At 74.0% G+C, this 25,509-nt stretch carries 24 protein-coding genes; 9 read left to right on the top strand and 15 right to left on the bottom strand.

Annotated features, from left to right (window positions below; translation table 11 throughout):
* Positions 1–34: 34 nt before the first annotated feature.
* The 3 genes from ACZ6PY_RS00330 to ACZ6PY_RS00320 all read left to right on the top strand — a co-directional run bounded on the left by ACZ6PY_RS00330 (position 35) and on the right by ACZ6PY_RS00320 (position 2,835).
* On the top strand, positions 35–1,144 hold the full coding sequence (locus ACZ6PY_RS00330) for an NAD-dependent epimerase/dehydratase family protein (protein WP_466067918.1): 1,110 nt from the start codon (positions 35–37) through the stop codon (positions 1,142–1,144).
* On the top strand, positions 1,141–1,947 hold the full coding sequence (locus ACZ6PY_RS00325; protein WP_466067917.1) for a WecB/TagA/CpsF family glycosyltransferase: 807 nt from the start codon (positions 1,141–1,143) through the stop codon (positions 1,945–1,947). Before ACZ6PY_RS00330 ends, ACZ6PY_RS00325 begins: the two co-directional genes overlap by 4 nt.
* Positions 1,948–2,232: 285 nt before the next feature.
* Complete coding sequence (locus ACZ6PY_RS00320; protein ID WP_466067915.1) at positions 2,233–2,835, top strand: hypothetical protein; 603 nt, start codon at positions 2,233–2,235, stop codon at positions 2,833–2,835.
* Here the strand turns inward: ACZ6PY_RS00320 and ACZ6PY_RS00315 are convergent.
* The 3 genes from ACZ6PY_RS00315 to ACZ6PY_RS00305 form a co-directional block, all read right to left on the bottom strand.
* A complete protein-coding gene (locus tag ACZ6PY_RS00315; RefSeq protein ID WP_466067914.1) occupies positions 2,803–3,201 on the bottom strand; it encodes a hypothetical protein in 399 nt (132 codons plus the stop codon). The two genes, ACZ6PY_RS00320 and ACZ6PY_RS00315, sit on opposite strands and share 33 nt — an antisense overlap.
* Positions 3,202–3,357: 156 nt before the next feature.
* On the bottom strand, positions 3,358–3,579 hold the full coding sequence (locus ACZ6PY_RS00310) for a DUF397 domain-containing protein (protein WP_313723763.1): 222 nt from the start codon (positions 3,577–3,579) through the stop codon (positions 3,358–3,360).
* Positions 3,549–4,430, bottom strand: a complete 882-nt coding sequence (locus ACZ6PY_RS00305; RefSeq protein WP_189197556.1) for a helix-turn-helix domain-containing protein — start codon at positions 4,428–4,430, stop codon at positions 3,549–3,551. Before ACZ6PY_RS00305 ends, ACZ6PY_RS00310 begins: the two co-directional genes overlap by 31 nt.
* 631 nt (positions 4,431–5,061) lie before the next feature.
* Here ACZ6PY_RS00305 and ACZ6PY_RS00300 point away from each other — a divergent pair.
* Together ACZ6PY_RS00300 and ACZ6PY_RS00295 are read left to right on the top strand one after the other, a co-directional pair.
* Positions 5,062–5,349: a hypothetical protein gene (locus ACZ6PY_RS00300; RefSeq protein WP_313723764.1), complete on the top strand. Its 288-nt coding sequence runs from the start codon at positions 5,062–5,064 to the stop codon at positions 5,347–5,349.
* A 99-nt stretch (positions 5,350–5,448) separates the two neighbouring features.
* Entirely contained in the window at positions 5,449–5,892 is a 444-nt protein-coding gene (locus ACZ6PY_RS00295; protein WP_466067911.1) for a hypothetical protein, read from the top strand.
* 17 nt (positions 5,893–5,909) lie between these two features.
* Here ACZ6PY_RS00295 and ACZ6PY_RS00290 read toward each other — a convergent pair whose 3' ends face one another.
* Together ACZ6PY_RS00290 and ACZ6PY_RS00285 are read right to left on the bottom strand one after the other, a co-directional pair.
* Complete coding sequence (locus ACZ6PY_RS00290) at positions 5,910–6,932, bottom strand: PASTA domain-containing protein (RefSeq protein WP_466067910.1); 1,023 nt, start codon at positions 6,930–6,932, stop codon at positions 5,910–5,912.
* A 101-nt stretch (positions 6,933–7,033) separates the two neighbouring features.
* On the bottom strand, positions 7,034–7,744 hold the full coding sequence (locus tag ACZ6PY_RS00285) for a PASTA domain-containing protein (protein ID WP_466067908.1): 711 nt from the start codon (positions 7,742–7,744) through the stop codon (positions 7,034–7,036).
* Positions 7,745–7,838: 94 nt separating this feature from the next.
* Between ACZ6PY_RS00285 and ACZ6PY_RS00280 the strand changes: the two genes are divergently transcribed.
* Positions 7,839–9,353: a hypothetical protein gene (locus ACZ6PY_RS00280; protein WP_466067906.1), complete on the top strand. Its 1,515-nt coding sequence runs from the start codon at positions 7,839–7,841 to the stop codon at positions 9,351–9,353.
* A 78-nt stretch (positions 9,354–9,431) separates the two neighbouring features.
* Here the strand turns inward: ACZ6PY_RS00280 and ACZ6PY_RS00275 are convergent, their stop codons facing one another.
* Both ACZ6PY_RS00275 and ACZ6PY_RS00270 read right to left on the bottom strand, forming a co-directional pair.
* Positions 9,432–10,910, bottom strand: coding sequence for a glutamate-cysteine ligase family protein (locus ACZ6PY_RS00275; RefSeq protein ID WP_466067904.1), 1,479 nt, complete (start codon positions 10,908–10,910; stop codon positions 9,432–9,434).
* A gap of 252 nt (positions 10,911–11,162) precedes the next feature.
* Entirely contained in the window at positions 11,163–11,744 is a 582-nt protein-coding gene (locus ACZ6PY_RS00270) for a YceI family protein (RefSeq protein WP_466067902.1), read from the bottom strand.
* Between the two features lie 101 nt (positions 11,745–11,845).
* Between ACZ6PY_RS00270 and ACZ6PY_RS00265 the strand changes: the two genes are divergently transcribed.
* On the top strand, positions 11,846–12,337 hold the full coding sequence (locus ACZ6PY_RS00265) for a MarR family winged helix-turn-helix transcriptional regulator (RefSeq protein ID WP_466067900.1): 492 nt from the start codon (positions 11,846–11,848) through the stop codon (positions 12,335–12,337).
* A 227-nt stretch (positions 12,338–12,564) separates the two neighbouring features.
* Here ACZ6PY_RS00265 and ACZ6PY_RS00260 read toward each other — a convergent pair whose 3' ends face one another.
* The 6 genes from ACZ6PY_RS00260 to ACZ6PY_RS00235 all read right to left on the bottom strand — a co-directional run bounded on the left by ACZ6PY_RS00260 (position 12,565) and on the right by ACZ6PY_RS00235 (position 21,461).
* Entirely contained in the window at positions 12,565–15,222 is a 2,658-nt protein-coding gene (locus ACZ6PY_RS00260) for an ATP-binding protein (protein ID WP_466067898.1), read from the bottom strand.
* Between the two features lie 125 nt (positions 15,223–15,347).
* On the bottom strand, positions 15,348–16,496 hold the full coding sequence (locus tag ACZ6PY_RS00255) for an acyl-CoA dehydrogenase family protein (RefSeq protein WP_466067896.1): 1,149 nt from the start codon (positions 16,494–16,496) through the stop codon (positions 15,348–15,350).
* A gap of 83 nt (positions 16,497–16,579) precedes the next feature.
* Positions 16,580–18,112 (bottom strand): acyl-CoA carboxylase subunit beta, encoded by a 1,533-nt coding sequence (locus ACZ6PY_RS00250; RefSeq protein ID WP_466067894.1) that lies wholly within the window; start codon positions 18,110–18,112, stop codon positions 16,580–16,582.
* A gap of 220 nt (positions 18,113–18,332) precedes the next feature.
* Positions 18,333–19,253 (bottom strand): hydroxymethylglutaryl-CoA lyase, encoded by a 921-nt coding sequence (locus ACZ6PY_RS00245; RefSeq protein WP_466067892.1) that lies wholly within the window; start codon positions 19,251–19,253, stop codon positions 18,333–18,335.
* 147 nt (positions 19,254–19,400) lie between these two features.
* The gene (locus tag ACZ6PY_RS00240; RefSeq protein ID WP_466067890.1) at positions 19,401–20,738 is read right to left on the bottom strand and encodes an acetyl-CoA carboxylase biotin carboxylase subunit; all 1,338 of its coding nucleotides are present in this window, start codon (positions 20,736–20,738) and stop codon (positions 19,401–19,403) included.
* A 96-nt stretch (positions 20,739–20,834) separates the two neighbouring features.
* Positions 20,835–21,461, bottom strand: a complete 627-nt coding sequence (locus ACZ6PY_RS00235; protein ID WP_466067889.1) for a TetR/AcrR family transcriptional regulator — start codon at positions 21,459–21,461, stop codon at positions 20,835–20,837.
* 111 nt (positions 21,462–21,572) lie between these two features.
* Between ACZ6PY_RS00235 and ACZ6PY_RS00230 the strand changes: the two genes are divergently transcribed.
* Positions 21,573–22,766 carry an MFS transporter gene (locus tag ACZ6PY_RS00230; protein ID WP_466067888.1) on the top strand — a complete coding sequence of 398 codons (1,194 nt, stop codon included), beginning with the start codon at positions 21,573–21,575 and terminating at the stop codon, positions 22,764–22,766.
* 5 nt (positions 22,767–22,771) lie between these two features.
* Here ACZ6PY_RS00230 and ACZ6PY_RS00225 read toward each other — a convergent pair whose 3' ends face one another.
* Entirely contained in the window at positions 22,772–23,926 is a 1,155-nt protein-coding gene (locus ACZ6PY_RS00225; RefSeq protein ID WP_466067886.1) for an FAD-dependent monooxygenase, read from the bottom strand.
* Positions 23,927–24,029: 103 nt separating this feature from the next.
* Here ACZ6PY_RS00225 and ACZ6PY_RS00220 point away from each other — a divergent pair, with 103 nt between their 5' ends.
* The gene (locus ACZ6PY_RS00220; protein WP_466067884.1) at positions 24,030–24,602 is read left to right on the top strand and encodes a TetR/AcrR family transcriptional regulator; all 573 of its coding nucleotides are present in this window, start codon (positions 24,030–24,032) and stop codon (positions 24,600–24,602) included.
* Here the strand turns inward: ACZ6PY_RS00220 and ACZ6PY_RS00215 are convergent.
* On the bottom strand, positions 24,599–25,501 hold the full coding sequence (locus ACZ6PY_RS00215; protein WP_466067882.1) for a sulfurtransferase: 903 nt from the start codon (positions 25,499–25,501) through the stop codon (positions 24,599–24,601). The genes ACZ6PY_RS00220 and ACZ6PY_RS00215 overlap by 4 nt on opposite strands.
* Positions 25,502–25,509: the final 8 nt, after the last annotated feature.

The raw sequence follows: 25,509 nt of genomic DNA, 5'->3' as shown, positions 1-25,509 counted from the left end.
TATCGGGGCGTGCCGGACGTCACGCTATGCTCCGATGGTTTCCCTGCCCCAGATGGACCAGGAGTGGCGTGTGAGTGTCGCGTTGGTGACCGGTTCGGGCGGTCTGATCGGCTCCGAGGCGGCCCGGCACTTCGCCGGGCTCGGTCTCGACGTGGTCGGCATCGACAACGACATGCGGCGCTACTTCTTCGGTGAGGACGGCTCGACGGCCTGGAGCCTCGACCGGCTCGCCGGCGAGCTGGGCCGCGCCTACACCCACCACGCCGTGGACATCCGGGACCGGGACGGCCTGGAGCAGGTCTTCAAGAAGTACGGCTCGGACATCGCCGTGGTGATCCACAGCGCCGCCCAGCCGAGCCACGACTGGGCCGCCAAGGAGCCGTACACCGACTTCGACGTGAACGCCGGCGGCACGCTCAACGTGCTGGAGAACACCCGGCGGCACGCCATCGACGCGCCGTTCATCCACTGTTCCACCAACAAGGTCTACGGCGACCGCCCGAACACGCTGCCGCTCATCGAGCTGGAGACGCGCTACGAGCTGCCCGAGGACCACCACTGGTACGACGGCATCACCGAGGACATGTCGATCGACGAGTCGCTGCACTCGATCTTCGGCGCCTCGAAGGTCGCCTCGGACGTGATGGTCCAGGAGTACGGCCGCTACTTCGACATGAAGACCGCCTGCTTCCGGGGCGGCACGCTGACCGGCCCGGCGCACTCGGCCGCCGAGCTGCACGGCTTCCTGGCCTACCTGATGCGCTGCGTCATGGAGGGCCGGACGTACAACCTCTTCGGCTACAAGGGGAAGATGGTCCGGGACGCCATCCACTCGCGGGACGTGCTCACCGCGTTCGAGGCGTTCTTCCGCGAGCCGCGCTCGGCGCAGGTCTACAACCTCGGCGGCGGCCGGCACTCGAACACCTCGCACATCGAGGCGTTCCGGATCGCCGAGGAGATCACCGGCCGGGTAGCGAAGATCAACTACGTCGACCAGGCCCGCACCGGCGACCACCAGTGGTACGTCAGCAGCATGGCCCGGTTCGAGGAGCACTACCCGAACTGGAAGATCACCTACGACGTGCCGATGATCCTGCGCGAGATCTACGAGGCGAACGTCGACAAGTGGGTGCCGAAGGCATGACCACCGGCACCAAGCGGAACGTGCTCGGCGTACTCGTCGACGCGACCGACTACGCCCGGGCGACCGAGGCCGTGGTGGCGGCCGCGCACGACCGCCGCCCGCTGGCCCTCACCGCGCTGGCCGTGCACGGCGTGATGACCGGGGTGCTCGACCGGGCGCACAACGCCCGGCTCAACTCCTTCGACGTGGTCACCCCCGACGGGCAGCCGGTGCGCTGGGCGCTCAACCTGCTGCACGGCGCCGGCCTCACCGACCGGGTCTACGGGCCGGAGCTCACCCTGCGGGTGCTCGCCCGCTTCGCCGACGAGGGGCTGCCGGTCTACCTCTACGGCTCCACCGAGGCGACCCTGTCCCGCCTGGTCCCGGCCTTGGAGCAGAAGTTCCCGGCGCTGAAGATCGCCGGCGTCGAGCCGTCCAAGTTCCGGGCGCTCCAGCCGGGCGAGGACGCCGAGATCGCCGACCGGATCAAGGCCAGCGGCGCCCGGCTCGTGCTGGTCGGGCTGGGCTGCCCCCGGCAGGAGGTCTTCACCTACGCCATGCGGCCGCTGCTGGACATGCCGCTGATGGCCGTCGGCGCGGCGTTCGACTACCACGCGGGGCTGCTGCGCAACCCGCCGCCGTGGATGCAGCGGGCCGGGCTGGAGTGGTTCTGGCGGCTCGGCCTGGAGCCCAAGCGGCTCTGGCGCCGCTACGTCATCCTCAACCCGGCCTACCTGGCCCGGCTGGCCGCGCAGAAGACCGGCGTCTGGAAGGCCACCCCGCCGCCCCCGGCCACGGAACGCCCGGCCACCTTCGACGTCTGAGCCCGCAACGACGCCCGGCGGCCACCCCGAGGGGGACCGCCGGACGCCGGTGGGAGAGGTTGGCTCAGGCGACCGTTCACCGCCGTGTCGTCGACGACGCGCGGCCTCTGCAGCGGGCCGATCGACGCTGACCGATCATCAACAGGCTAGGTCAGCGGTGCGGACGCTGGGAACATGCCGGATCCGCCATAACGCCGACGGGATGACCCCTACGGGAGGCGTACGGGAGGAACCGGGGTGCCGCCCCGGATTCGGTGGGCGTCGATCCGGGCCAGGCTGGACACCATGGACGAGCCTCTCACCGTGCTGCTCCCCGTCGCCGCCGTCTGGCTGGCCGCCGGCGTGGTGGCGGACGGGCTGCCCCGGCTGGACCGCGCCCGCGCGCTGCGGCGGCGTACCGGATGGTTGTCCGCCCTGGTCCTCACCGGCCTGGCGCTGACCGCGACGGTCCTCGCGGTGGGCCTGCAGAGTGCCGGCACGACGGCGCTCGACCGGGCCGCCGCCGGGCTCACCCTCGCCGCGGCCCCGGCGCTGGTCGTGGCCGTCTGCACGGTACGCCGGGTCCGGTGGCTGCGGGCCGGCGCGGGCGCGTTCGCCGCCGCGCCGGACACGCCGGCCCCGCACGGGCTGCGGGCCGCCGCGGCGCATCCCCTGATCGGACTGCCGCTCCAGGTGACCGCGCTGGCCGCACTCGGCGCGGTGCTGCCGGCCGCGGGCGTCGACCTGTTCGCGGGACCGGCCGTCACCGGGCCCGCGATCACCGTCGCGGTGCTCGGTGTGATCGCGATCGGGGTACGCCACGCCCTGCGGCACAACCGCCTCGCCGAGCGGGCGCTGCCGCCGGCGGCCACGGCGTCAGCGCGGGCGGGTCGCCCCCTGCACGTATAGCAGCTCCAGGATCGCCCGGGTCGCCTCGAACCAGCGGTCCAGCCAGCCCGGCGGGGGCACGCTGCCCTTCGGCGGCAGCTCCATCAGCAGACCGCGCAGCAGCGGATGGTCCACGAGGGACTCCTGCTGCTCCATCGGCCAGCCGGTCGGCGGGAAGGACGGCTCGGTGAGCGGGTTCGGGTCGAGCGACGGCAGCGAGAGCGGCGGGCCGGGCTGTTCCGGCGCGGTGGCGTCCCGGCCGATCTCGGCGTCGCCGGAACCCACCTCGGTGAGGACGCTGTCCCGGCGCGCCCCGCGGTACTTGCCGCCGAACCGCTCGGGCTTGCCCGGGCCGCTTGTCAGATTCTCTGAACCGATCGTCGTCATCCGTCTCGCCTGCCTCGCTCGGTTGCCGATCTGTGCGGTTCAACGAGGCGGAACGGAACTGGCGACGGGTGCTCGCGACCGGCCGGTCGCAGACGAAATGGTCCCGCCCGGCGACGCTGCCGGGCGGGACCACGCTTCTGGGGGCGGGCCACCGGATCAGTGCCCGGCGAACGCACCGCCCCTGGCGCCGGCGACGAAGGCGTGCCAGTCACCCGGGGCGAAGACCAGGGCCGGGCCCGTCCTGTCCTTCGAGTCCCGGACGCCGACCGCCCCGGTCACATACGCGACCTCCACGCAGTTGTCACAGTTCGGCCCGCTCTTCGAGCTCTTGAACCACGTCGCCTGCGTCAGGTCCACGGGGAACTCCTTGGTCGCCATTTCCACAACGGCTCCTCTGCCAGTTTTGCGATGTGTGCGATGGATTCCTCCGGGCGAATGGCCGCTGCTCGAATGTGATCGAAGATGAAGCTGTACTTCTGTAGCTCGTCGCTCTTCTCGAGGAAGAGCCCACCCGTGGCGTTCTCCGCGTACACGACATCGGGATCACTCGGTTCGGGGAAGCTGAGGATCGTGAAGGTCCCGTCCATGCCGGCGTGCGCGCCCACCTCGAAGGGCAGGACCTGCAACGTCACGTTCGGCAGTTCGGCCACCTCCACCAGCCGTTTGAGCTGGCCACGCATCACCGCGTCGCCGCCAACCGGCCGGCTCAGCACCGCCTCATCGAGCACCACCCACAGATCGACCGGATCGTCCTGGGTCAACAACGACTGACGGCCCAGTCGGACACGCACCCGCTGTTCGACCTGTTCGGCGGTGAAGTCGGGCCGAGCGGCCCGGATCATCGCCCCCGCGTACTCCTCGGTCTCCAACAGGCCCGGCACGACCTGTTGTTCGTACGCCCGGATCGAGCTGGCCGCCGCCTCCAGTCCCACGTACGCCCCGACCAGCACCGTGCTGTACGGATGCCACCAACCCTTCTGCCGGGCCTCGCGGGCGATCTGCACCAGCTCGTCGCTCTCGGCGCCGACCACCCCGTAGATGCGGAGCATGTCCCGCACGTCCCGGGGCGTCGCGGTGGTGTGACCGGTCTCGATACGGGAGATCTTGGAGGCCGAGCACTCCAACTGCTCGGCGACCGTCTCGATGGTGATGCCGGCAGCTTCCCGCTGCCGGCGGAGCTCCGCCCCCAGGCGTCGACGCCGGATGGTCGGGCTGCGCCGTTCGCTCACGACGTCACCCCACGGGACGATGGAAAGGGATTCCCACTCCTCGCGCGCACCCGGCTACCTCCGGTCGGTCGCGCCCGGTTTCACACCCGCCGTGGGCGCGACCGGCGTACGGCGGGCGAGCGTTCGCGGCAGGGGGGTGGTGCCGGTCGTCGACCGGCCGCGACGGGCGAAACCGGCGTCCAGTGTGCCGCCCCGGGACCTGAGGCTTCAAGCGTCCCGTTCACGTGTCCTGCTCGCGTATCGGCAAAAGTCGACGTGCAACTTGCATGAAGCACGTCGCTGATGCACTCTGTCGGTATGGCACGGGTTACTCACCGTCTTCGCATGATCTCCGGGCGTGGTCGCACCACGGGCCGCGGGACGGCGGGAGGGGAGCCGTCCCGCGCCCTGCGACCTGCCCCGGAATGAAGACCCCGTCGCTGCACGCCAGCTTGGCTGTGGCGGCGGGAGCGGTAACCGGGAGCAGCCGGGTGATGGTCGGGTGGCGGTCCGCCACCGCGGGTACGGCCCGACCAGCACCGACCCACTGATCAGCCGGTCCACGAGGTAGATCCCCCGTCACCGGACCGACCTGTCCCCCCGATCAGCCCACGCCGGCCCGCCCGCCGGCCGATCCTTCCCAGGAGCCCATGTGCTTCCCCGCTCCGGTGACGTACTGCACGTGACGCGCGCGGCGAGTGTCCAGTTCCTCCGACCGATCATGTTCCGGGTGATCCGGGTGCTCGACTGGCCGACCTACGACGGTTGGCTCTGGCTCGACGGCTACGAGTTGAACGCGGCGGGGGACGCGGTCAACCGGCGGTCGATCTTCGTACAGCAGGAGGGGCTGCGGCACCTCCAGGCCGCGCCGGCCCCGCGCCCGCACACCGTCCGGACGGCCCGCCGTCCGGTGGTCCGGACTCCGGTCCGGGTCGGCTGACCTCACGAATCCCGGTCGGGGGGCGTACCGCCGCCATAGAATCGGTACGCCCACCCCGGCGAACGCTCCACCCCGCGCGCTCCGGACCCTGAACCTGGGATGGTCATGGTCAATCTGCCCGCCGCGCGGCGGCACCACCGGTCCCGTATCGGCTACGCCTTCGGGCTCCTCGCGTTCCTCGGCCTCGCGACCGCACTCGCGCTCGTGGTCCGCCACCCCGCCTTCTCCGCGACCCAGGAGTTGACGGAGCCGGTCCCGGCTCCGGAGATCACCGTGGCCGGTGAGGGCAACCGGCCGGCCACGGAGGAGGACGGGCCGGCCTGGGTCGATCCACCGGTGGCCGACGCGCGGGGCGGCGACCTCCTTCCCCCGCCGACCCCCGACGATGCCGGGGGCGGGGCCGGGGCCGGGGAGGCCGCGCTCGCGGAGGGCCGGTCGGCCGCCACCGAACTCAGCCGGTCGCTGTTCTACTCCGGCCTGCTCGGCCTCGGCATCTCGCTGGCCGGGCTGGGCCTGGTCGGCACCCGACGCCGCCAGTGGTGACGCTCAGCCGGTGACGCTCAGCCGGTGGCGGTGGCCGTCGGCGAGGGCGTCGAGGTGGTCGGCTCCGTCGTCGGCTCCGCGGCCCGGGCCACCACGATGCTGACCCGGTCCCCCTCGGCGACCGGCTCACCGGCCCCCGGGCTGGTGTCGATCACCGTCCCGGCCGGCCGGTCCGACGTCCGGTAGCGCACCCGGTAGTCCACGCCCAGCCGGTCGAGGGCTGCCCGGGCGGCGGACTCCGGCAGCCCCACCAGCGGCGGCATCGGCACCTCGGCGGCGGCCGTGGTGGTCGGCGGGCTGCTCGGCGGCGAGCTGCTCGGCGCGGCCGTGCTCGGCGTCGCGCTGGTCTGTGGGGCGGTGCTCGGCGCGGTCGAGGGCGCCAGGCCCGGCTCGGCGTCGCGATCCGCCGCGCGGAGCGCCAGCCAGACACCCAGACCGATCAACGCGATCAGCACCAGCGCGAGGATGCCCAACAGGATCGGCATCCACCAGCGACGACCCGACTGCTCCTCCGGGTACCACTCGCTGCCGGGCTCCGGATAACCGGCCGGCCGGGGTGGCGGCACTCCGGCGCGCCCGGACCAGGCGGGACTGACCGGCTCCTCGCGGGCGGTGGCGTCGATCGGCCGCCGCGCTCCGGCACCGCCGTCCCCGCGGGGCATCGGGCGGGTCGCGTCGGCGCCCCCGCCGCCGGCCGGGTTCGTCGGCATCCGGCGGGTCGCGTCGGCATCGTCGGCGCCGGCCGGGTCACGCGGCATGGCCCGGGTCGCGTCGGCGTCCTCGGGCGGGTTTCGCGGCATGGCGCGGGTCGCGTCGGCGTCCTCGGGCGGGTTTCGCGGCATGGCGCGGGTCGCGTCGGCGTCCTCGGCCCGGGACGGTTCACGGGGCATCGCCCGGGTCGCGTCGGCGTCCTCGGGCGTGGCGGGGCGGTCGGGTGGCGTGGCGCGGGTGACGTCCGGGTCGGCGCCGCCCCGGTCGGGAGGCAGGGCCCTCGTCGCGTCCGGGTCCTCGGCGGGCGGCTCCTGGCGGTCGTCGCTCATCGCACGTCCTTTCCCCACCGGGACAGGGCGGCCTGGCCCTCCGCCGTCCACGGTAGCCGTCCGCCCCACCATCGGCAGGGATCAGCGCGCCGGGCCGCCCGTCACGGCGAGGGGAGCGGACTGGCGGTCGGCGCGGTGGAGGGCTCCTCGCCACAGGTGAGCGTCACCGGGTCGTTCCATCGGGCCGCGCTTCCGGGTACCGGGTCCTGCGCGGTGACCGGACCCTGGCGGCCAGTGCGGTAGCGGGGGTAGAGACCGGCCGCCACCAGGTCGTCCGCCGCGTCGGCACAGCCCTGCGCGAGCAGGTCGGGAACGGCGACGGTCGGCGCCGGACCGGCGACCCAGAGGGTGACGGTGACGCCGCGCTTCACCGGCGTGCCGGGGTCGGGCGAGGTGCGCTGGACGGTACGGCCGGAGCCGCTGCCGAACACCAGCCGCCAGCCGAGCTTGCGCTCCCGCAGCTCCCGGCGGGCCTGCTCGAAGTCGGTGCCCACCAGCTGCGGCACGGTCAGGCCGGCGGGGGTGGTGGTGCGCGTACCGGTCGGCCGGTCGTCGGCGGTGCTCGGCGGCGCGGCGGTCGGAGTGGTGGCGTCGACCGTGGGTGCGGTGGGGCCCGCCGCGGGCGGCGCGCTCGGCCCGTCCGGCTCACCGGCCAGGATCCAGCCGCCGCTCGCCCCGATGACCGCCAGCAGGACCATCGCCAGGCCGCCGCCGAGGATCAGCCGGGTCCGGTCCCGCCTGGGTTCGGCGCGTACACCCGGCTGCCCGTCCGGGTACCCCTCGTCCGTCATCACGTCCCTCGCCTCAGTCACCGGCGACCGTATCCGGCGCCACCAATCCCCTCGCGGCCGATCCGGCCTCCGCCACCACTCGCCGCGCCGACCTTGGGACGCTACGCTCCCCGGCATGGCCAGACGGGGCTGGGGAGGATCGACCGCCGCCGCGCTCGGCGTCGCCGCCGGTACGGGCGCCGCACAGCTCGGCTTCGGCTACGGGCTCGGCATCATCAACTGGGCGCCGTCCGGCGCCGCCCGCGTCGAGGCGGCCTGGGTGGCCAGCCTCGCCTGGGCCACCTGGATCTCCGCGACCTCCGTGATCGCCGGCGCGGTCTGCGCCCAGCGGCTGCGCGGCGCCGACGACGACGAGCCGGCGGGCATCCTGCCGCGGCTCGGCCTGGCGCTCGCCGCCGGGGTGGGCGCGATGATCACCGTCCTGCTGGTGGCCGTGCCGGCCCGGGCCGCCCGGGTGCCGGACACGTCCTCGCCACAGGCCGTGGCCGCCGGGTACGCGGCGGCCGGGCTGGTGCTCGGCGTGCTGCTCGCGACGTGGGCGCTGCACACCCGGGCCGCCGCCACCAATCTCATCGCCACCACCGGCTGGCTCTGGCTGCTCGCCGTGGTGTCGGTGGTCGACGGGGTGCTCTCCGGCCGTGGCCTGACCACCGCCCAGCTCGGCATCTGGCAGATCAGCGCGGACAGCGGCCGGTTCTGGATCCGCGACTACTTCTACTGGCCGGGGGCACTGCTCTCGCTCGGTTCCGCCCTGCTGATCGGGGTGCTGGCCGCCCGGCGGGCGGTCCGCATGCCGGAGCGGCGGGTCGGGGCGGCGGCCTCCGGGGCGGCCGGTCCGCTGCTGGTCGCGCTGGCCTACCTGCTCGCCGTGCCGAGGCTCGCCGGGATCGCCGCCGAGCAGGTGTCGGCACACCTGATCGCCCCGTACGCAGTGATCGCCGGGATCGGCGGCTCGGTCCTGATGGCCGCGCTGGCCCAGCGGGCCGGGCGCCGCGCCCCCGAGGCGGCCGCCGTGACCGTGCCCCGCCAGCGCGCCGGGGAGGCGGACGAGCTGACGGCCCCCGACGACGACCCGCCGGCCGGCGAATCCGCCGAGGGCAGGTCGAGCGACGACAAGCCGATCGGGGACAAGCCGGCACGCCGGTTCCTCGGGCGCCGCCCGGCCGTTCCCGGGCCGGCCTCGGCGGGTGTCGACAGCCCGGCCGGTCCCGGGCCGGCCTCGGCGGGTGCCGACAGCCCGGCCGGCGGGACAGACCCGACCAGCGGGCCCGCCACGCCTGCCGGCGAGCCGGGCCGGCCGGTCACCTCCGGGGGCGGGCTCGGTGAGCCGGTCCCGTCCGCGCGCACGGGCGGCGAGCCGGCGTGGGCGGACCGGCGGGACGCGACGGCATCCGCCGGTACACCGGACGACACCGCGCGGACGGTGGCGGATGGCCGGCGTGGCCGGGCCGTGCCGCCCCAGCGGCGACCGGAGTCCGGCTCGGCGGTCCGCACCGGGCCGGCCCGGAGCGGCGCCGATCCGGTGGCGGCGGACCCGGAGACGCCGGGCGGGAGCGAGCCGGCGGCCGCGCCGGAGAGCGCCGCGAGCGCGCCGGCCACCGACCCGAAGGCCCGCCGCCGCAACCGCTGACGCCGGCCGCCGGTCAGCGCACGGCGAAACCCGGCTCGACCTGCCCGGGCCGCCGGACGCGTGAGTGCCCCGCGGCGGTCAGTCGACCGGCCAGGTGTGGACGGGCTCGTTGCCGCGTTGCAGCTCGGCGTAGCGCTGGACCATGTGGTGCAGGGCGGCCTCCCGGTCCATGCCGCGGTGGCGCTCGGCCGCCCACACCGTCTCGGTCTGCCAGACCGCGCCGTTGCGGCCGGAGCGGCACCGCTCCTCGATCAGCCCGAGGAGGCGGTCGCGCTCGGCCGGGGCGACACCGAACCGGTCCAGCCCCTCCGCGGCGGTGGGCAGCAGCGTGTCGAGGACGAGCGTGGTGACCGGCACGTCGCCGAGCCCGGGCCAGTGCAGCGCGGCGTTGATGCCGCGCCGGGCGGCCGCGTGGAAGTTCTCCTCGGCCGAGCTGAAGGTGAGCTGGCTCCAGATCGGCCGGTCTGCCTCGGCCAGGCCGCGGGCGAGGCCGAAATAGAAGGCCGCGTTGGCCAGCATGTCCACCACGGTCGGCCCGGCCGGCAGCACCCGGTTCTCCACGCGCAGGTGCGGGCGGCCGTCCATGATGTCGTAGACCGGGCGGTTCCAGCGGTAGACGGTGCCGTTGTGCAGGCGCAGCTCGCCGAGCTGGGGCACCCCGCCGGCGTGCAGCACCTCGACCGGGTCCTCGTCCTCGCAGATCGGCAGCAGCGGCGGGAAGTAGCGGACGTTCTCCTCGAACAGGTCGAAGATCGAGGTGATCCAGCGCTCGCCGAACCACACCCGGGGGCGTACGCCCTGGGCCTTCAGCTCGTCCGGGCGGGTGTCGGTGGCCTGCTCGAACAGGGCGATCCGGGTCTCCGCCCAGAGCTGCCGGCCGTAGAGGAACGGCGAGTTGGCCCCGATCGCCACCTGCACGCCCGCGATGGCCTGGGAGGCGTTCCAGTAGTCGGCGAAGCTGTCCGGCGCGACCTGGAGGTGGAACTGGAGGCTGGTGCAGGCCGCCTCGGGCGCGATCGAGTCGGTGTGCGTACGCAGCCGCTCGACGCCGCGGATGTCCAGCTCGATGTCCTCGCCCCGGGCCCCGACGATCTGGTCGTTGAGCACCCGGTAGCGCTCGTTGGTGGACAGGTTGTCGGCGACCAGGTGGCGCTCGGTGAGGGTGGGCAGGATGCCGACCATCACGATCTTGGCGTCGGACTTGGCGGCGCGCTCGTCGGCGCGGCTCAGGCTGCTGCGCAGGTCGTGCGCGTAGTCGGCGAAGCCGGTGCCCTCGATGAGCCGGGGGGAGGCGTTCAGCTCCAGGTTGAACTGCCCCAGCTCGGTCTGGAAGAGCGGGTCGGCGATGTCGGCCAGGATCTGGTCGTTGCGCATGGCCGGCTCGGCGGCGGCGTCGACCAGGTTGAGCTCGATCTCCAGCCCGGTCATCGGCCGGTCGGCGTCGAAGCCGAAGTCGTCCAGCATCAGCGCGAAGACGTCCAGGCACCGCCGGACCTTCTGCCGGTAGCGGACCCGGTCCTCCCGGGAGAAGGCGCCCTGCTCGACGTCTCTGCCCATCTGTCCTCCCGGCGCCGGCGCCACGGAACCGTACGGTTCCGCAACGCATTGTGAACCATTCACGTTGAGTGCGTAAGTGCGCCCGGGGCCGCCGATCGGAGGCTGGGCGCAGGTCTGCACTCCTACCCAGCCGGGGGCCGCGGCACCGGGGTCAGACCGCGAACAACAGGTGACAACTCGCACCCACCGCGTACGACGACGGGCCCGCGCCGTCGGGTGACGGCGCGGGCCCGTGGGGTCGTACGCGGAGGATCAGGCCTGGCGGACGGCCTCGCCCTCGATCTCGATCTTGATCTTCTTGCCGACCAGGACGCCGCCGGTCTCCAGGGCGACGTTCCAGGTCAGGCCGAACTCCTCGCGGTCGATCTCGGTAGAGGCCGAGAAGCCGAAGATGTCCTGGCCGAAGGGGCTGCGACCGACGCCCTCGAACTCGACGTCCAGGTCGACGGGGCGGGTCACGCCCTTGATGGTGAGCTCACCGGAGAGGACGAACTCGTTGCCGTCGCGGGACTTCACGCCGGTGCTGCGGAACTCCAGGGTGGGGAACTGCTCGGCGTCGAGGAACTCCGGGCTGCGCAGGTGCGCGTCGCGGTCGGTCTGGGCGGTGTTGATGCTGGCCGCCTGGATGGTGGCGGTCACCGACGACTGCGTGGGGTCCTCGGCCACGGTGATGGTGGCGGTCGCCTCGGCGAACTCGCCGCGTACCTTGCTGACCATCATGTGCCGGGCGACGAACCCGACGCGCTTGTGAGCCGCGTCCAGCAGGTAGGTGCCGGCGGTCGGGATGGTGAGACCCTCCCAGTCGCGGGTAACCGCTTCGATGCTGCTGGTCATGCTGCTGTCCTCCAGGGAAGATTGTTTAGTAACCCAACGACTGACTGAGCAACTATAGGCATAGCAATATTCCCCGTGTCAAGGACTGCTAGGATGGCAGCGTGGACCAGAACGTGTTCGACGATCCCCGGATCACCGCCATCGGCCTTCTCTTCGAGGCCAGCGCCGGGCTGTCGGCCCGGTTCGCCGCCCAGTTCGAGGAGCACGGCCTCTCCCCGGTCGAGTTCGAGGTGCTGATGCGGCTCACCCGGTCGCCGGGTCACCAACTGCGGATGACCGACCTCGCGGCGCAGACCTCCCTGTCCACCAGCGGGGTCACCCGCGTGGTCGACCGGATGGAGCGCGACGGCCTCCTTCGCCGCCGGGCCTGCCCCTCCGACCGGCGCAGCTCGTACGCGGTGGTCACCGCGGCCGGCCTGAGCCGGCTGGACGACACCCTGCCCGGGCACCTGCGCATCATCGAGGAGTGGTTCACCGGTCAGCTCACCCCGCCCCAACTGGAGGCGCTCCTGGACGGGCTGCGCCGGGTCCGTGACGCGGTGCACCCCGGGGCGACCGCCGGCAGCACCGAGCCGGCGCCCGCCGGCTGCTGATCGCCGGACGGTCCGGGACGTACCGGTCGGTCACCGGCAGAAAGACCGGCAGAACCAGCGGGACACCGGGTCAAAACGCCGCAATATCCGAAAAATCTTCCGTGCTGGCTGGATAGGCTTCCGGGCAGCGGGGGGGCACCGGGGGGTGCCGGCGCGAGCGATGAGCGAGGGGCAGCACCAGGGGGCTTCTTCGCTCGCGCCACCCCCGCGCCTTCTGTTCCCGCCCCTCAGCCGCCCCGGCCGGCGCGTTCCCGGCGAGCCACCAGCGCGTAGAGCAGGGCCTCCTCGCGGGGCACCAGCCTGATCCCGGTGGCCCGGCAGGCCCGGTCCAGCCGGTCCAGCACCGCCACGTCGGTGGTGCTCGCCGCCAGCCCCACCAGCGCCTCCACCAGGTCGCGCCGCTCCCCGCCGCCGGCCGCGGAGTCGGCTGCCGCGCTGAACCACTCCGCGGCCAGCTCCCGGTCTCCCCGGTGCAGGGCGAGATGGCCCTCGATCACCGCGCAGACCACCTCCTCCGGCGGGACGTCCCGGCGCTCCCCGGGCGGGTCCACGGTCTCCACGCCCCGCGGCCGGCGTCGCCCCGGCACCGGGTGGGCGGGCCGCAGCTCGGCCACCACCTCCAGCGCCTCCGCCGCCCGCCCCTCCAGGGCGAGTGCCAGCCCGACCGTGCCGAGCACCCGCCGCCACCGCCCCGGTTCGCCCAGCTCGACGAGCGCGCCCGCCACCCGCCACCCCTGCTCCACGGCGTCGACGTACCGGCCCTCCAGCCGGATCACCTCGGCCAGGTCGGCCCGGGCCAGCAGGCGGAGCCGCTGCTCCCCGCACTGGGTGGCCAGCCGGTCGACAGTCGCCAGCCGGCGCCGCGCGCCGGCCAGGTCCGCCACCCGTACGTCGTGCCAGGCGAGGTGCTGGTGGGCGACGGCCATCTCGCGTACCCGGCCGTGCCGGGTGGCCAGCTCCAGTGCCGCCTCGGCCTGCTCCCGGGCCTGCCCCTGCGTGCCGGCGGCGCTGAGCAGCACGCAGAGCACCGACCGGGCCGACAGCTCCCCGGTCACGTCCCCGGCCGCCTGGAAGATCGCCAGCGCGTTCCGGGCGGCCGGCAGCTCCACGCCGCCGGCGCCGTGCTCGGCGGCGAGCCGGGCCGCCCCGAGCAGCGCCCAGGCCCGCAGCACCGGCGACGCGTCCGCGGTACGCGGGTCGGCCAGCAGCCGGCGCAGCCAGCGGCGCCCGGAGACGTCCCGCCCGCGCAGCCGCCACCAGCGGGGCAGTGCCGCCGCCAGGAGCAGCGCGGTCGCCGGATCGTCCTCGGCGGCGTGCGCCAGGGCGGCCGTGATGTCGCTTGTCGCCTCGTCGAGCAGGTGCACGGCGTCGGGCAGTTCCGCACCGACCAGGTTCGGGGCGGTCCGCCGTACCAGCCCGGCGACGACCACGGCGTGCCGGCGCCGGATCCCGGTCAGCTCGCCCTCGACGGCGGCCTGCTCGGTGGCGAAGTCGCGGACGGCGTCCAGCAGGCGGAACCGGAACGGGCCGGCGCCCCGGACGCTGAGCAGCCCGAGTTCCCGCAGCCGGTCCAGCAGGGGAACGGCGTCCCACCGCTCCTCGCCGTCGGCGAGCAGGTCCTCGGCCAGCTCCACCGACCAGCGGTTGCGGAACGCGGAGAGCCGGCGCAGCGCCGCCCGCTCGGCGGGTGCGAGCAGGTGGTAGCTGGTCGCCACCGCCTCGCGCAGGGTCACCGTGCCGGCGGCGAGGTCGGCGACCTCCCAGCCGGGGCGCCCGCCCGCCAGGTCGAGGACCCGGTCGCCGTAGCGGTCGAGAAGTTCGGTGACGTCGAGGATCCGGCCGCGCGCGGCCATCAGCTCGATGGCCAGCGGCAGCCCGCCGAGGCGGCGCACCAGCGCGGCGAGCGCCGGCAGCTCGGCCCGGGTCGGCGGCTCGCGGCGCGCCTGGGCGAGCCGGGCGATGAACAGGGTCGCCGCGGGCCAGCGGGCCAACTCCGCCACGTCGGCCGGCTCCTGGCCGACCGGTGGCACGTCGAGCGGCGCGACCGGGCGGACCAGTTCGCCGGGGAGCCCCACCGGGCGCCGGCCGGTGACCAGCACCCGCAGCGTCGGCGCCGCCGCGACCAGGGCGCGCAGGGCCTCGGCCACCGGACCGGGCGCCCGCTCCACCGCGTCCACCAGCAGCAGCGCGGGCCGGCCACCGAGCCGGCAGGAGAGGTCGGCCAGCCGGTTCACGCCGAGCACCGCGACGGAGGCGGCGAGCACGTCGGCGGCGTCGGAGCCCTCGCCGACCAGCACCCCGGCCACACCGGCCGGGTGGTCGGCGGCCGCCCGGTAGGCGACGGTGAGGGCGAGCGCGGTCTTGCCGACACCGGCCAGCCCGACGAGGCTCACCACCGGTCGCTCGGAGAGCAGGGCGGCCACCTCGTCGACGTCGCGGTCCCGGCCGATCAGCGGGACCGGCTGGGGCAGTGCGATCGGCGTACCCGAATCGGTGGCGCCGGCGCCGGTGACCGGAAGGTGCCGCGCGGCCGGACCCGGCGCGGCGGCGACGTCGGGACCGCTCACCGGGAAGTGGGCCGCGGCGGCCTCGGGACCGCCGGCCGGCGGGTCGGCCGCGGCGGTCTGGACCGGACGGGCGGCCGCGAGGAACGCCTGCCGGGCCGGGCCGGTCAGGCCCAGGGCGTCGGAGAGCAGGTCGACGGTGGTGCGCTGGGGCCGGGTGGCCCGGCCCCGCTCCAGGTCACGGACGGTACGCACGCCGACGCCGGCACGAGCGGCCAGCTCGGCCTGGGTGAGCCCGGCGGCGAGCCGATGCCCGCGCAACAGGTCGGGCAGCGGGGTGCGACCGCCCGGGCTCCGCGAACGATCATGAGCCGGAGTCATGGGCACGAAGAGTACGGATCGGGTCGGACGCTCCACAGCCCATCGTCGGGCAGCCGACCGTCCACTGCCGATATCCGACAGACGGTGGAGCCCGCCCGGGTCCGACCGGCCCGGGCGGGTTCCACTCACATGCCGAGATCGCGGGCGATGACCATGCGCTGCACCTCGCTGGTGCCCTCGCCGATCTCCAGGATCTTCGAGTCGCGCCAGAACCGGGCCACCGGGTACTCGTTCATGAAGCCGTAGCCGCCGTGGATCTGGGTCGCCTCGCGGGCGTTGTCCACGGCGATGGTGCTGGCGTGCAGCTTGGCGATGGCCGCCTGCCGCTTGAACGGCTCGCCGGCCAGCATCCGCGCGGCCGCGTCGTAGTAGGCCAGCCGGGCGGTGTGCGCCTTCATCTCCATGTCGGCGATCTTGAACTGGATCGCCTGGTACGCGCCGATCGGCTGGCCGAACGCCTCGCGCTCCTTCGCGTACCTGATCGACTCGTCGACGCAGCCCTGGGCGAGGCCGACGGCCAGGGCCGCGATGGCGATGCGCCCCTCGTCGAGGATGCGCAGGAACTGGGCGAAGCCGCGGCCGCGCTCGCCGAGCAGATTCTCCGCCGGCACCCGGCAGTCGTCGAAGGTCAGCTCGTGGGTGTCCGAGGCGGTCCAGCCGACCTTGGAGTAGCCGGGCGCGACCGTGAAGCCCGGCGTGCCGGACGGCACGACGATGGTGGACAGCTCCTTCGAGCCGTCCGGCTTCGTGCCGGTCACCGCGGTGACCGTGACCAGCGAGGTGATGTCGGTGCCCGAGTTCGTGATGAACGCCTTCGAGCCGTTGATCACCCACTCGTCGCCGTCCAGCACGGCCCGCGTCTGCGTGCCGCCCGCGTCGGAGCCGGTGCCCGGCTCGGTCAGCCCGAAGCCCGCGAGGGCCTCGCCGCTGAGCAGCTTCGGCAGCCAGCGAGCCTTCTGCTCGTCGCTGCCGAACCGGTAGATCGGCATCGCGCCGAGCGAGACCGCCGCCTCCAGGGTGATGGCCACGCTGGAGTCGACCCGGGCCAGCTCCTCCAGGGCCAGGCAGAGCGCGAAGTAGTCGCCGCCCATGCCGCCGTGCTCCTCCGGGAAGGGCAGGCCGAACAGGCCCATCTTGCCCATCTGACGGATGATCTCGTACGGGAAGGTGTGCTGCTCGTAGTGCTCGGCGATGGCCGGGGCGACCACCTCGCGGGCGAAGTCCCGCACGCTCTCCCGCAGCGCCTCTTGTTCCTCGCTGAGCCGGAAGTCCATCTGATCCTCCTGATGGGACGCCTGTCTGGACGGGCCGCCGGGCGCTCGTGGCGCCGGGTCGGGTGGTGCGGGTCGGGGTGCGGTCAGACCGGGGTGACGCCGTGCCGGCGCCTCGCGAAGTGCCGCTCCTTGCCGCGCGCGGCGGCGAACCTGCGGACCAGTTCGGCACGCAGCTCGTGCGGCTCGACGATGGCGTCCACCACCAGCTCGCTGGCGAGCCGGACGATGTCGATGTCGCGCTCGTACTCCTCGCGCTTCGCGGCGACGAACGCGGCCCGCTCGGCCTCGTCCGCGATCGCGGCGATCTTGTTGGCGTAGACGGCGTTGACCGCGGCCTCCGCCCCCATCACCGCGATCTTCGCGGTGGGCAGCGCGATCGTCGCGTCCGGCTCGAAACCGGGGCCGGCCATCGCGTAGAGGCCGGCGCCGTAGGCCTTGCGGACCACCACACAGATCTTGGGTACGGTCGCCTCGGAGATCGCCGTGATCATCTTGGCGCCGTGCCGGATGATGCCCTGCTTCTCCACCGCGCTGCCGACCATGAAGCCGGGCACGTCGGACAGGAACAGCAGCGGCACGTTGAACGCGTCGCACAGCTGCACGAACCGGGTCGCCTTGTCGGCCGAGTCGACGAAGAGCACGCCGCCCTTGAACATCGAGTTGTTGCCGACCACGCCGACGACCTCGCCGTTCAGCCGGCCGAAGCCGATGGTCAGCTCCTTGGCCCAGAGCGCCTGGATCTCGAAGAAGCTGCCCTCGTCGAGCAGGCCCTTGACGTACCGGCGCATGTCGAACGCCTGCCGCTCGCTGACCGGGACCAGCGCGGCCAGGTCGGCCTTCTCCGGCGCGGGCGCCGCCTCGACGGCGGGCGGGTTCTGGGTCCAGTTGGTCGGCAGGTAGGACAGGTAGCGCCTGACCACGTCGAGCGCCTCGGCCTCGGTCTTGCAGAGGAAGTGCCCCACGCCGGACTCCGCGCAGTGCACCTTGGCCCCGCCCATCGCCTCCAGCGTGGTCTTCTCGCCGGTGACCATCTCGACCATCCGGTCGGAGCCCAGGTACATGCTGGCGTTGCCGTCGACCATGGCCACCACGTCGCAGAACGCCGGGATGTAGGCGCCACCCGCCGCGCTCGGCCCGAACAGGGCGCAGACCTGCGGGATCGCGCCCGAGGCGCGGACCTGGTTCCAGAAGATCTTGCCGGCGCCGCGCCGGCCGGGGAAGAGGTCGACCTGATCGGTGATCCGGGCGCCCGCCGAGTCGACCAGGTAGACCATCGGCACGCTTGTCGAGTAGGCCCGCTCGATGATCCGGATGATCTTCTCGACGGTCCGGGCGCCCCAACTGCCGGCCTTCACCGTGGAGTCGTTCGCCATGAGGCAGACCGGCCGGCCGTCGATGGTGGCCGTGCCGGTGACCACGCCGTCGGCGGGCAGTCCCTCGGCCATCGCGTTGGCGTAGAGCCCGTCCTCGACGAAGGAACCCTCGTCGACCAGGTACGCGACCCGCTCGCGGGCGAAGAGCTTGCCCTTCGCGGCGTTCGCCGCGTGGTACTTGTCCGCACCGCCGGCCCGGGCGCGCTTGCGCAGCTGCTCCAGAGCCTCACCGTCGAGCGTCACGCCGACTCCCATTGCCACCGGCCGCCTCGTGAGCGCGCCGACCGACCTGAACGATCGTTAGGCTAGCGCATCCGGCCCCCTCCGGCGACCTGCCACCCTGCCGCCCCCTCCCGCCACCCGCCGTTGATCATGAAGTTGTTGCCCTCCGCCGCGGCGTGTCGCGGCAATAACTTCATGATCAACGCCCGCGGGCGGGGGGTGGGGTGGGGTGGGTGGTCGGTCAGGAGGGGATCGGGGTTAGGCGGGTGCGGGGGCCGGCGCGGAGGACGCCGGACGGCAGCTTCTTGCCGACCAGCCGCTCGGCCAGCTCGGCGGCCTCGATGAGGGCGGCCAGGTCGATCCCGGTGTCGATGCCCATGTCGTGCAGCATGTGCACGGCCTCCTCGGTGGCGAGGTTGCCGCTGGCGCCGGGGGCGTACGGGCAGCCGCCGAGGCCGCCCACGCTGGCGTCGAACTCGGTGATGCCCAGCTCCATGGCGGTGAGCATGTTGGCCAGCGCGGTGCCCCGGGTGTTGTGGAAGTGCAGGAGCACCGGCACGTGGGCGTTGCGGTCGCGAACGGCGGTGACCAGCCTGCGGACGCGCCGGGGCGTACCCATGCCGGTGGTGTCGCCGAAGGCCACCCGGTCGGCGCCGTCCCGGACCACCCGGTCGACGATGCCGGCCACCCGCTTCGGGTCGACGTCACCCTCGTACGGGCAGCCGAAGCTGGTCGCCACGATCACCTCGGCGGTCGCGCCCGCGCCGTGCAGCAGGTCGATCAGCTCGGCGATGTCGTCGAGCGACTCCTCGGTGGACCGGTTGACGTTGCGCCGGTTGTGGGTGTCGCTGGCCGAGACCACCACCTCGATCTCGGTGAAGCCGGCGGCGAGGGCCCGCCGCGCGCCCCGGGTGTTCGGCACCAGCGCCGAGTAGCGCACGCCGTCGACCTTCGCGGCCCGCTGCCACACCTCGTCGGCGTCGGCCATCTGCGGGATCGCCTTCGGGTGCACGAAGGACACCGCCTCGATCCGCCGCACGCCGGTGCCCGAGAGGGCATCGAGCAGCCGCACCTTGGCCTCGGTCGGGATCGGCTCCTCGTTCTGGAGCCCGTCCCGCGGCCCGACCTCCCGGATGGAGACGAACTCCGGCAGTTCCGCCATAAGGGGTCACCTCACTGTGACGGTGTTACGTGATGGATGCTCCCAGCATCCCACCCGGCCGGTCCGCGCCGGTGATCATGAAGTTAGCGGCGACAAAACGGACGAGATTTGCCGCTAACTTCATGATCAACCCCGAGTGGGCGGACGTCAGCGCATGCGGGAGACGATGCCGGTGTCGTAGTCGCCCGACAGGAACTCCGGGTTCTCCAGCAGCTCGGCGAAGAACGGGAGGTTGTTCTTCGGGCCGGCGATCTCGAACTGCGCCACCGCGGCCCTCGCCCGCTCGACCGCCTCGGTGCGGTCCCGGCCGCTGACGATCAGCTTGGCCAGCAGGCTGTCGTAGAACGGGGTGACCGTGTTGCCGGCGACGTAGCCGGAGTCGACGCGTACGCCCTCGCCGGTGGGCTCGTTCCAGGTGCTGATCGCGCCCGGGCCGGGCAGGAAGCGCTTCGGGTCCTCGGCGTTGATCCGCAGCTCGATGGCGTGCCCGTGCGGCGCGAGCGCGTCCGGGTCGAAGGTCGGGGCCAGGCCGGCGGCCACCCGCAACTGCTCCTCGACCAGGTCGACGCCGTAGACGTACTCGGTGACCGGGTGCTCGACCTGCAGCCGCGTGTTCATCTCCAGGAAGAAGAACTCACCGGACGCGGGATCGAGAAGGCACTCGACGGTGCCGGCGTTGCGGTAGTTGACCGCCTCGCCCGCCCGGACCGCCGCCGCCAGGAACCGCTCCCGCAGCTCGGGCGAGACCGCCGGGGACGGGGATTCCTCGACCAGCTTCTGATTGCGCCGCTGCACCGAGCACTCCCGCTCACCGAGGGCCACCACCCGGCCGTCGGCCAGGCCGAGGATCTGCACCTCGACGTGGCGTACACGGGGGAAGTACCGCTCGATCAGCACCGAGCCGTCGCCGAACATCCGCTCGGCGAACGAGCGCACCTTGTCGTACTCGGTGCGCAGCGCGGCCTCGTCGGTCGCCACGCCCATGCCCATGCCGCCGCCACCGGCCGCGGCCTTGACCATCACCGGGTAGCCGATCTCCGCGGCGGCGGTGACCGCCGCGTCCAGGTCGGCCGCCGGCTCGGTGGTGCCCGGCGCGACCGGCACCCCGGCCGCCGCCATCAGGTTCCGCGCGTTGATCTTGTCGCCCATCGCGGTGATCGCGTCCGCGCCGGGCCCGACCCAGATCAGGCCGCCGGCCTGGACGGTACGGGCGAAGTCCGCGTTCTCCGACAGGAAGCCGTAGCCGGGGTGGATCGCCTGGGCGCCGGTGTCCTTCGCGGCGGCGAGGATCGCCTCGACGTTGCGGTAGCTGAGCGCGGGATTGGCCGGGCCGACGCAGACGGCCTGGTCGGCCTCGGTCACGAAGGGCAGGCCGGCGTCGGCCTCCGAGTGCACCGCGATCGCCCGGATCCCGAGCCTCTTCGCGGTGCGGATGATCCGGCGCGCGATCTCGCCCCGGTTGGCCACCAACAGCGATTCGAACAAGGAAGGGTCCCTTCTTGACGCCTCTTGCATAGCAGGGGCCCCTTCTTAACACGCCGACGACGCGCGCGCTTAACGGGCGTTAAGGCGCGTCGGGTGTCAGGCCGGGTCGGTGGGAGCCAGCAGCGCGGCCAGCGTGGCGCCCCGCAGCAGCTCGGCCCGGCGGCGGCGGTCCACCTCGCCGCCGAGGAACGGGGTGGAGTTCATGAGACCGAACGCGGCGTGCGCGAGCACCCGCGCCTCGCCGTCCGGCAGCCCGGGGTGCAGGGCGGTCAGCACGGTGACCCACTCCTCGACGTACATCCGCTGGAGCCGGCGGATCCGGCGGCGCGGCTCGTCCGGGAGGCGGTCCAGCTCATGCAGGTGCAGGGCGATCACCGCCGGGTTGGCCAGCGCGAAGTCGACGTGGAAGTCGATCAGCGACTCCAGCGTGCCGCGCGGGTCGTCGGGGTGGTTGGCGGCCCGTTCCCGGCCGCCGGCGAGCAGCCCCTCGCTGACCGGGATCAGCGCGGCGGCAAGCATCGCCTCCTTGCCGGCGAAGTGGTGGTAGAGCGCCGGGCCGGTGACACCGGCGGCCGCGCCGATGTCGTCCATCGACACCCCGTGGTAGCCCCGCGCGGCGAAGAGCCCGACCGCGATCTCCAGGATCTCGTCGCGCCGGGACCGGCGCCGGCCCGCACCCGTCGCGCCGTTCGCCCCACCCCGCGCCTGCTGTTCCACCGCCACCGGGCCAGCCTAGACCGCGCGCCCAAGCTGGTGGAGTCTCGGTTACCCGCCGGTTGCGCACACCACCGCCGCTTGACCCTCGACCCGGTTCAGGCCGCATGGTCCCTCGGCATGACCACCACCGTGCTCGGCCGCGACTACCGGCTGCTCTGGTCCGCCGCCGTCTCGTCCCGGTTCGGCGACGCGCTGCGTACGCCGGCCCTGGCCCTGCTGGCCGCCGCGCTCACCCGCGACCCCCGGGCGATCGCCGCCGTGACCGTGGCGGGACAGCTCCCGCCGCTGCTGTTCGGGCTGCTCGGCGGCGCGTACGCCGACCGGTGGGACCGGCGTCGCACCATGGCGGCGGTGGACGGGGCCCGGGCCGTGGTGGTGGCCGCGCTGGCCGGGCTGGTCGCCTCCGGCCGGGCCGGGGTGGCCGCGCTGGCCGCCGCCGCGTTCCTGCTCGCCACCCTGGGCACGCTCTTCGACGCGTCCGCCTTCGCGCTGCTGCCGTCGCTGGTGTCGCAGGCGGCGCTGCCCGCCGCCAACGGCCGGCTCCAGGCCGGCACGGCCGTGGCCGGCGGGCTCCTCGGCGCACCGCTGGCCGGCGTCCTCTTCGCCCTGGCCGCGGCGCTCCCCTTCGCGGTGGACGCGCTCACCTTCGCCCTCGCGGCCGCCCTCGCCCTCGCTCTCCGCCCGCTGCCGGCGGCGCCGCCCCGGCCGGCGGGGCCCGGGGTGTGGCGGGAGGCGTGGGCGGGGGTGCGGTGGGTGCGCCGGGACCGGGTGCTGTGGGGGGTCACCCTCGCCGCGGCGGGGTCGAACCTGGCGATCAGCGGGTTGATGGCCGTGCTGGTGCTCTACGCGCTCGGGGCGTTGCGGGTGCCGGCGCAGGCGTACGGGCTGTTCGCTGCGGGGGTGGTGGTCGGCGGGCTGCTCGGTGCACTGGTGGCCGGGCGGGTGGCGGCCCGGCTCGGCACGCTGCCCGCGCTGCGCGCGGTGCTGCTCGGGCAGACCGTGGCGCTGGCCGGGCTCGCCCTGGCGCGCGGCCCGCTGGCCGGGGGCGTGGCGCTGGCCGCGTTCGCCGCCGGCACGACGATCTGGAACAGCCTGTGGTCCGCGTACGGGCAGGGGCACGTGCCGGCGGAACTGCTCGGGCGGGTCGGCGCGGCGCAGCGCGTGCTCGGCCTGGCCGCCGCACCGCTCGGGGCGGCGCTGGCCGGGCTGGCCGGCGAGGCGTACGGGGTGGGCTGGGTGGTCGGCGCGGCGGCGGGCGTGTTCGCCCTGGTCACCGCCGGCGCGTGGGGAACGTTGCGCGGGGCCGCCTGACCCGGTCAGCGGCCGTCCGGCTCGAACCCGGCCAGCCGCACGGCGAGCCGCCGCCGCGCCGGGGGCAGGCCGGAGGCGACCCGGAGCACCAGGTCGCGCAGCGGGCGGGCGGCCGGCGGGAGGGCGGCGAGCCGGGTGAGCCCGGCGGCGAAGCCGAGCACCTCCTCGGCGAGCGGGCGGCGGGCGGCGGCGTACCCGTCGAGGAGCGTGTCGGGACCGCCGACGAGCACCGCGGCGAGGGTGTCGCCGAGGGCGACGGCGTCGCGGAGGCCGAGATTCATGCCCTGCCCGCCGGCCGGGCTGTGCACGTGCGCCGAGTCCCCGGCGAGCAGCACCGGGCCGGACCGGTAGCTGCTCGCGATCCGGTGGTGGATCCGGAACCGGGAACTCCAGCGGACGTCGGTGACCCGGTCCGGCCGCCGGGCCGGCCCCCGCTCGTCGAGCAGCGCCTGGAAGTGCCGCGCCCCCGGCTCGCGCGGCGCGTCGTCCACCGCGGCGACCAGCCGGACCAGCCCGCCGGGCAGCGGCGCCCAGACCAGTGGCCCCTGCCGGGCCAGGAAGAGGTTGACCTGGTCGCGGGGCAGCGCGCTGTCCACCCGGACGTCCGCGAGCAGGAACGACTCGCCGGGGTCGGCCGGCCCGCCGAAGTTAATGCCGGCCAGCTCGCGGACCGGGCTGCGCATGCCGTCGGCGCCGACCACCCACCGGGCCCGGAGCGTCTCGCCGCCCGCGAACGTCGCGGTGGCGCCGGCGCCGTCGAGGTCGAGGCCGGTCAGCTCGTACGGCCGGAGCACCCGGCCGCCCAGCGCGGTGAGCCGGTCGGTGAGGACCGCCTCGGTCTCGGCCTGGGAGACCAGCAGCGCGTACGGGTAGCGGGACGGCAACCGGTCGAACGGGACGGTGAGCAGCACCCGGTCGCGGTCGCGCACGGTGAACCGGGTCGACGGCAGCCCCCGGGCGGCCAGCGGTGCGGCGACGCCGATCCGGTCCAGCACCTCCAGGGTGCCGGCGTGCACGACGGCCGCCCGCGAGGTGACCGGCGGGGTGGCGAGCCGGTCCACCACGGTCGCGGTCACCCCGTGCCCGGCCAGGGTCGCGGCGACGGCCAGGCCGGTCGGCCCGGCCCCCACCACGAGGACGTCGGTGCGCTCGGGAAGCATGGCCCACCTCCAAGTGTGTCAACAACTGTTTGCCAACAGATGTTGACAACGGTAGGCGCGGCGCCGTTTCCATGTCAACGCTTGTTGGCCTACAGTTGTGGGCATGACTGAGACGGCACCACGCACACGCCGCTCGGACGCCACGCGGGCGGCCATTTTGCGCGCCGCCCGGGAGCGGTTCGCCGCCGACGGCTACGAGCGGGCCACCATCCGGGCCATCGCCGCCGAGGCGCACATCGACCCGTCCATGGTGATGCGCTACTACGGCAGCAAGGAGGGGCTGTTCGCCGCGGCGGCCGAGTTCGACCTGCGCCTGCCCGACCTGGCCGCCGTGCCGCCGGACCGGCTCGGGGAGACGCTGGTGCGCCACTTCCTCGCCCGGTGGGAGGGGGACGAAACCCTCGCGGCGCTGCTGCGGGCGGCCAGCACCAACCCGGGAGCGGCCGAGCGGATGCGCCTGCTCTTCGCCGATCAGCTCGCCGCGGCCGTGGCCGGTTTCGGCACCGACCCGGCGACCACCGCCCGGCGGGCCGGCCTGGTGGCCAGTCAGACCCTCGGCCTGGCCTTCACCCGCTACATCGTCCGGCTGCCGCCGGTGGTGGAGATGGCGCCGGAGGACCTGGTCGCCTGGATCGCCCCGACCCTCCAGCGCTACCTGACCGGTCGACCGGCCTAGCCGGCGAAGCTGCCCGGCTCCTCGCCCCGCACGACGGGGGCCCGGACCAGGTTGCCCCACTCGGTCCACGAGCCGTCATAGTTGCGGACCCGCGGGAACCCGAGCAGGTGGTGCAGCACGAACCAGGTGTGGCTGGACCGCTCCCCGATCCGGCAGTAGGCCACCACGTCGTCCGACGGGCTCAGCCCGAGCTGGTCGACGTAGATGGCGCGCAGCTCGTCCACCGGCTTGAAGGTGCCGTCCTCGTTCGCGGCGGCCTTCCACGGCTTGCTCACCGCACCCGGGATGTGCCCGCCGCGCAGCGCGCCCTCCTGCGGGTAGGCGGCCATGTGCAGCATCTCGCCGGTGTACTCACCCGGCGACCGCACGTCGACCAGCGGCCGGCCGGCGGTCACGTGCGCCATCACCTCGTCGCGGAACGCCCGGATCGGCGCGTCGTCGCGCTCCGGCACCGGGTAGTCGGCGCGCGGCCGGTTCACCGCGTCCCTCGACATCTCTCGGCCCTCGGCCACCCACTTCATCCGGCCACCGTCGAGCAGCCGGACGTCGGCGTGGCCGAAGAGCGCGAACACCCAGAGGGCGTACGCGGCCCACCAGTTGAAGTTGTCGCCGTAGAAGACCACCGTGTCGTCGCGGCCGATGCCCTTGGCCGCGCACAGCTCGGCGAAGCTCTTGGCGTCGAGGTAGTCCCGGGTCACCTGGTCGTTGAGCTCGGTGTGCCAGTCGACCTTCACGGCGCCGGGGATATGGCCGGTGTCGTAGAGGAGCACGTCCTCGTCGGACTCGACCACCACGAGGCCCTCGTCGCCCAGGTGCTCGGCCAGCCACTCCGTGGTGACCAGGCGCTGCGGGTCGGCGTACGACTGGAGGTGCGGGTTCGGATCACTCGGCACAGGCATGAGCCCCA

The organism is Micromonospora sp. NPDC048907 (assembly GCF_055586885.1).
This window is presented reverse-complemented; position numbering and strand designations above follow the sequence as displayed.

What these genes read in the sequence shown, in the direction of transcription:
- ACZ6PY_RS00330 (WP_466067918.1), top strand. Translation starts at nt 35, where the DNA reads ATGGTTTCCCTGCCCCAGATGGACCAGGAGTGGCGTGTGAGTGTCGCG.
- ACZ6PY_RS00325 (WP_466067917.1), top strand. Translation starts at nt 1,141, where the DNA reads ATGACCACCGGCACCAAGCGGAACGTGCTCGGCGTACTCGTCGACGCG.
- ACZ6PY_RS00320 (WP_466067915.1), top strand. Translation starts at nt 2,233, where the DNA reads ATGGACGAGCCTCTCACCGTGCTGCTCCCCGTCGCCGCCGTCTGGCTG.
- ACZ6PY_RS00315 (WP_466067914.1), bottom strand. Translation starts at nt 3,201, where the DNA reads ATGACGACGATCGGTTCAGAGAATCTGACAAGCGGCCCGGGCAAGCCC.
- ACZ6PY_RS00310 (WP_313723763.1), bottom strand. Translation starts at nt 3,579, where the DNA reads ATGGCGACCAAGGAGTTCCCCGTGGACCTGACGCAGGCGACGTGGTTC.
- ACZ6PY_RS00295 (WP_466067911.1), top strand. Translation starts at nt 5,449, where the DNA reads ATGGTCATGGTCAATCTGCCCGCCGCGCGGCGGCACCACCGGTCCCGT.
- ACZ6PY_RS00290 (WP_466067910.1), bottom strand. Translation starts at nt 6,932, where the DNA reads ATGAGCGACGACCGCCAGGAGCCGCCCGCCGAGGACCCGGACGCGACG.
- ACZ6PY_RS00280 (WP_466067906.1), top strand. Translation starts at nt 7,839, where the DNA reads ATGGCCAGACGGGGCTGGGGAGGATCGACCGCCGCCGCGCTCGGCGTC.
- ACZ6PY_RS00275 (WP_466067904.1), bottom strand. Translation starts at nt 10,910, where the DNA reads ATGGGCAGAGACGTCGAGCAGGGCGCCTTCTCCCGGGAGGACCGGGTC.
- ACZ6PY_RS00270 (WP_466067902.1), bottom strand. Translation starts at nt 11,744, where the DNA reads ATGACCAGCAGCATCGAAGCGGTTACCCGCGACTGGGAGGGTCTCACC.
- ACZ6PY_RS00260 (WP_466067898.1), bottom strand. Translation starts at nt 15,222, where the DNA reads ATGACTCCGGCTCATGATCGTTCGCGGAGCCCGGGCGGTCGCACCCCG.
- ACZ6PY_RS00255 (WP_466067896.1), bottom strand. Translation starts at nt 16,496, where the DNA reads ATGGACTTCCGGCTCAGCGAGGAACAAGAGGCGCTGCGGGAGAGCGTG.
- ACZ6PY_RS00245 (WP_466067892.1), bottom strand. Translation starts at nt 19,253, where the DNA reads ATGGCGGAACTGCCGGAGTTCGTCTCCATCCGGGAGGTCGGGCCGCGG.
- ACZ6PY_RS00230 (WP_466067888.1), top strand. Translation starts at nt 21,573, where the DNA reads ATGACCACCACCGTGCTCGGCCGCGACTACCGGCTGCTCTGGTCCGCC.
- ACZ6PY_RS00225 (WP_466067886.1), bottom strand. Translation starts at nt 23,926, where the DNA reads ATGCTTCCCGAGCGCACCGACGTCCTCGTGGTGGGGGCCGGGCCGACC.
- ACZ6PY_RS00220 (WP_466067884.1), top strand. Translation starts at nt 24,030, where the DNA reads ATGACTGAGACGGCACCACGCACACGCCGCTCGGACGCCACGCGGGCG.
- ACZ6PY_RS00215 (WP_466067882.1), bottom strand. Translation starts at nt 25,501, where the DNA reads ATGCCTGTGCCGAGTGATCCGAACCCGCACCTCCAGTCGTACGCCGAC.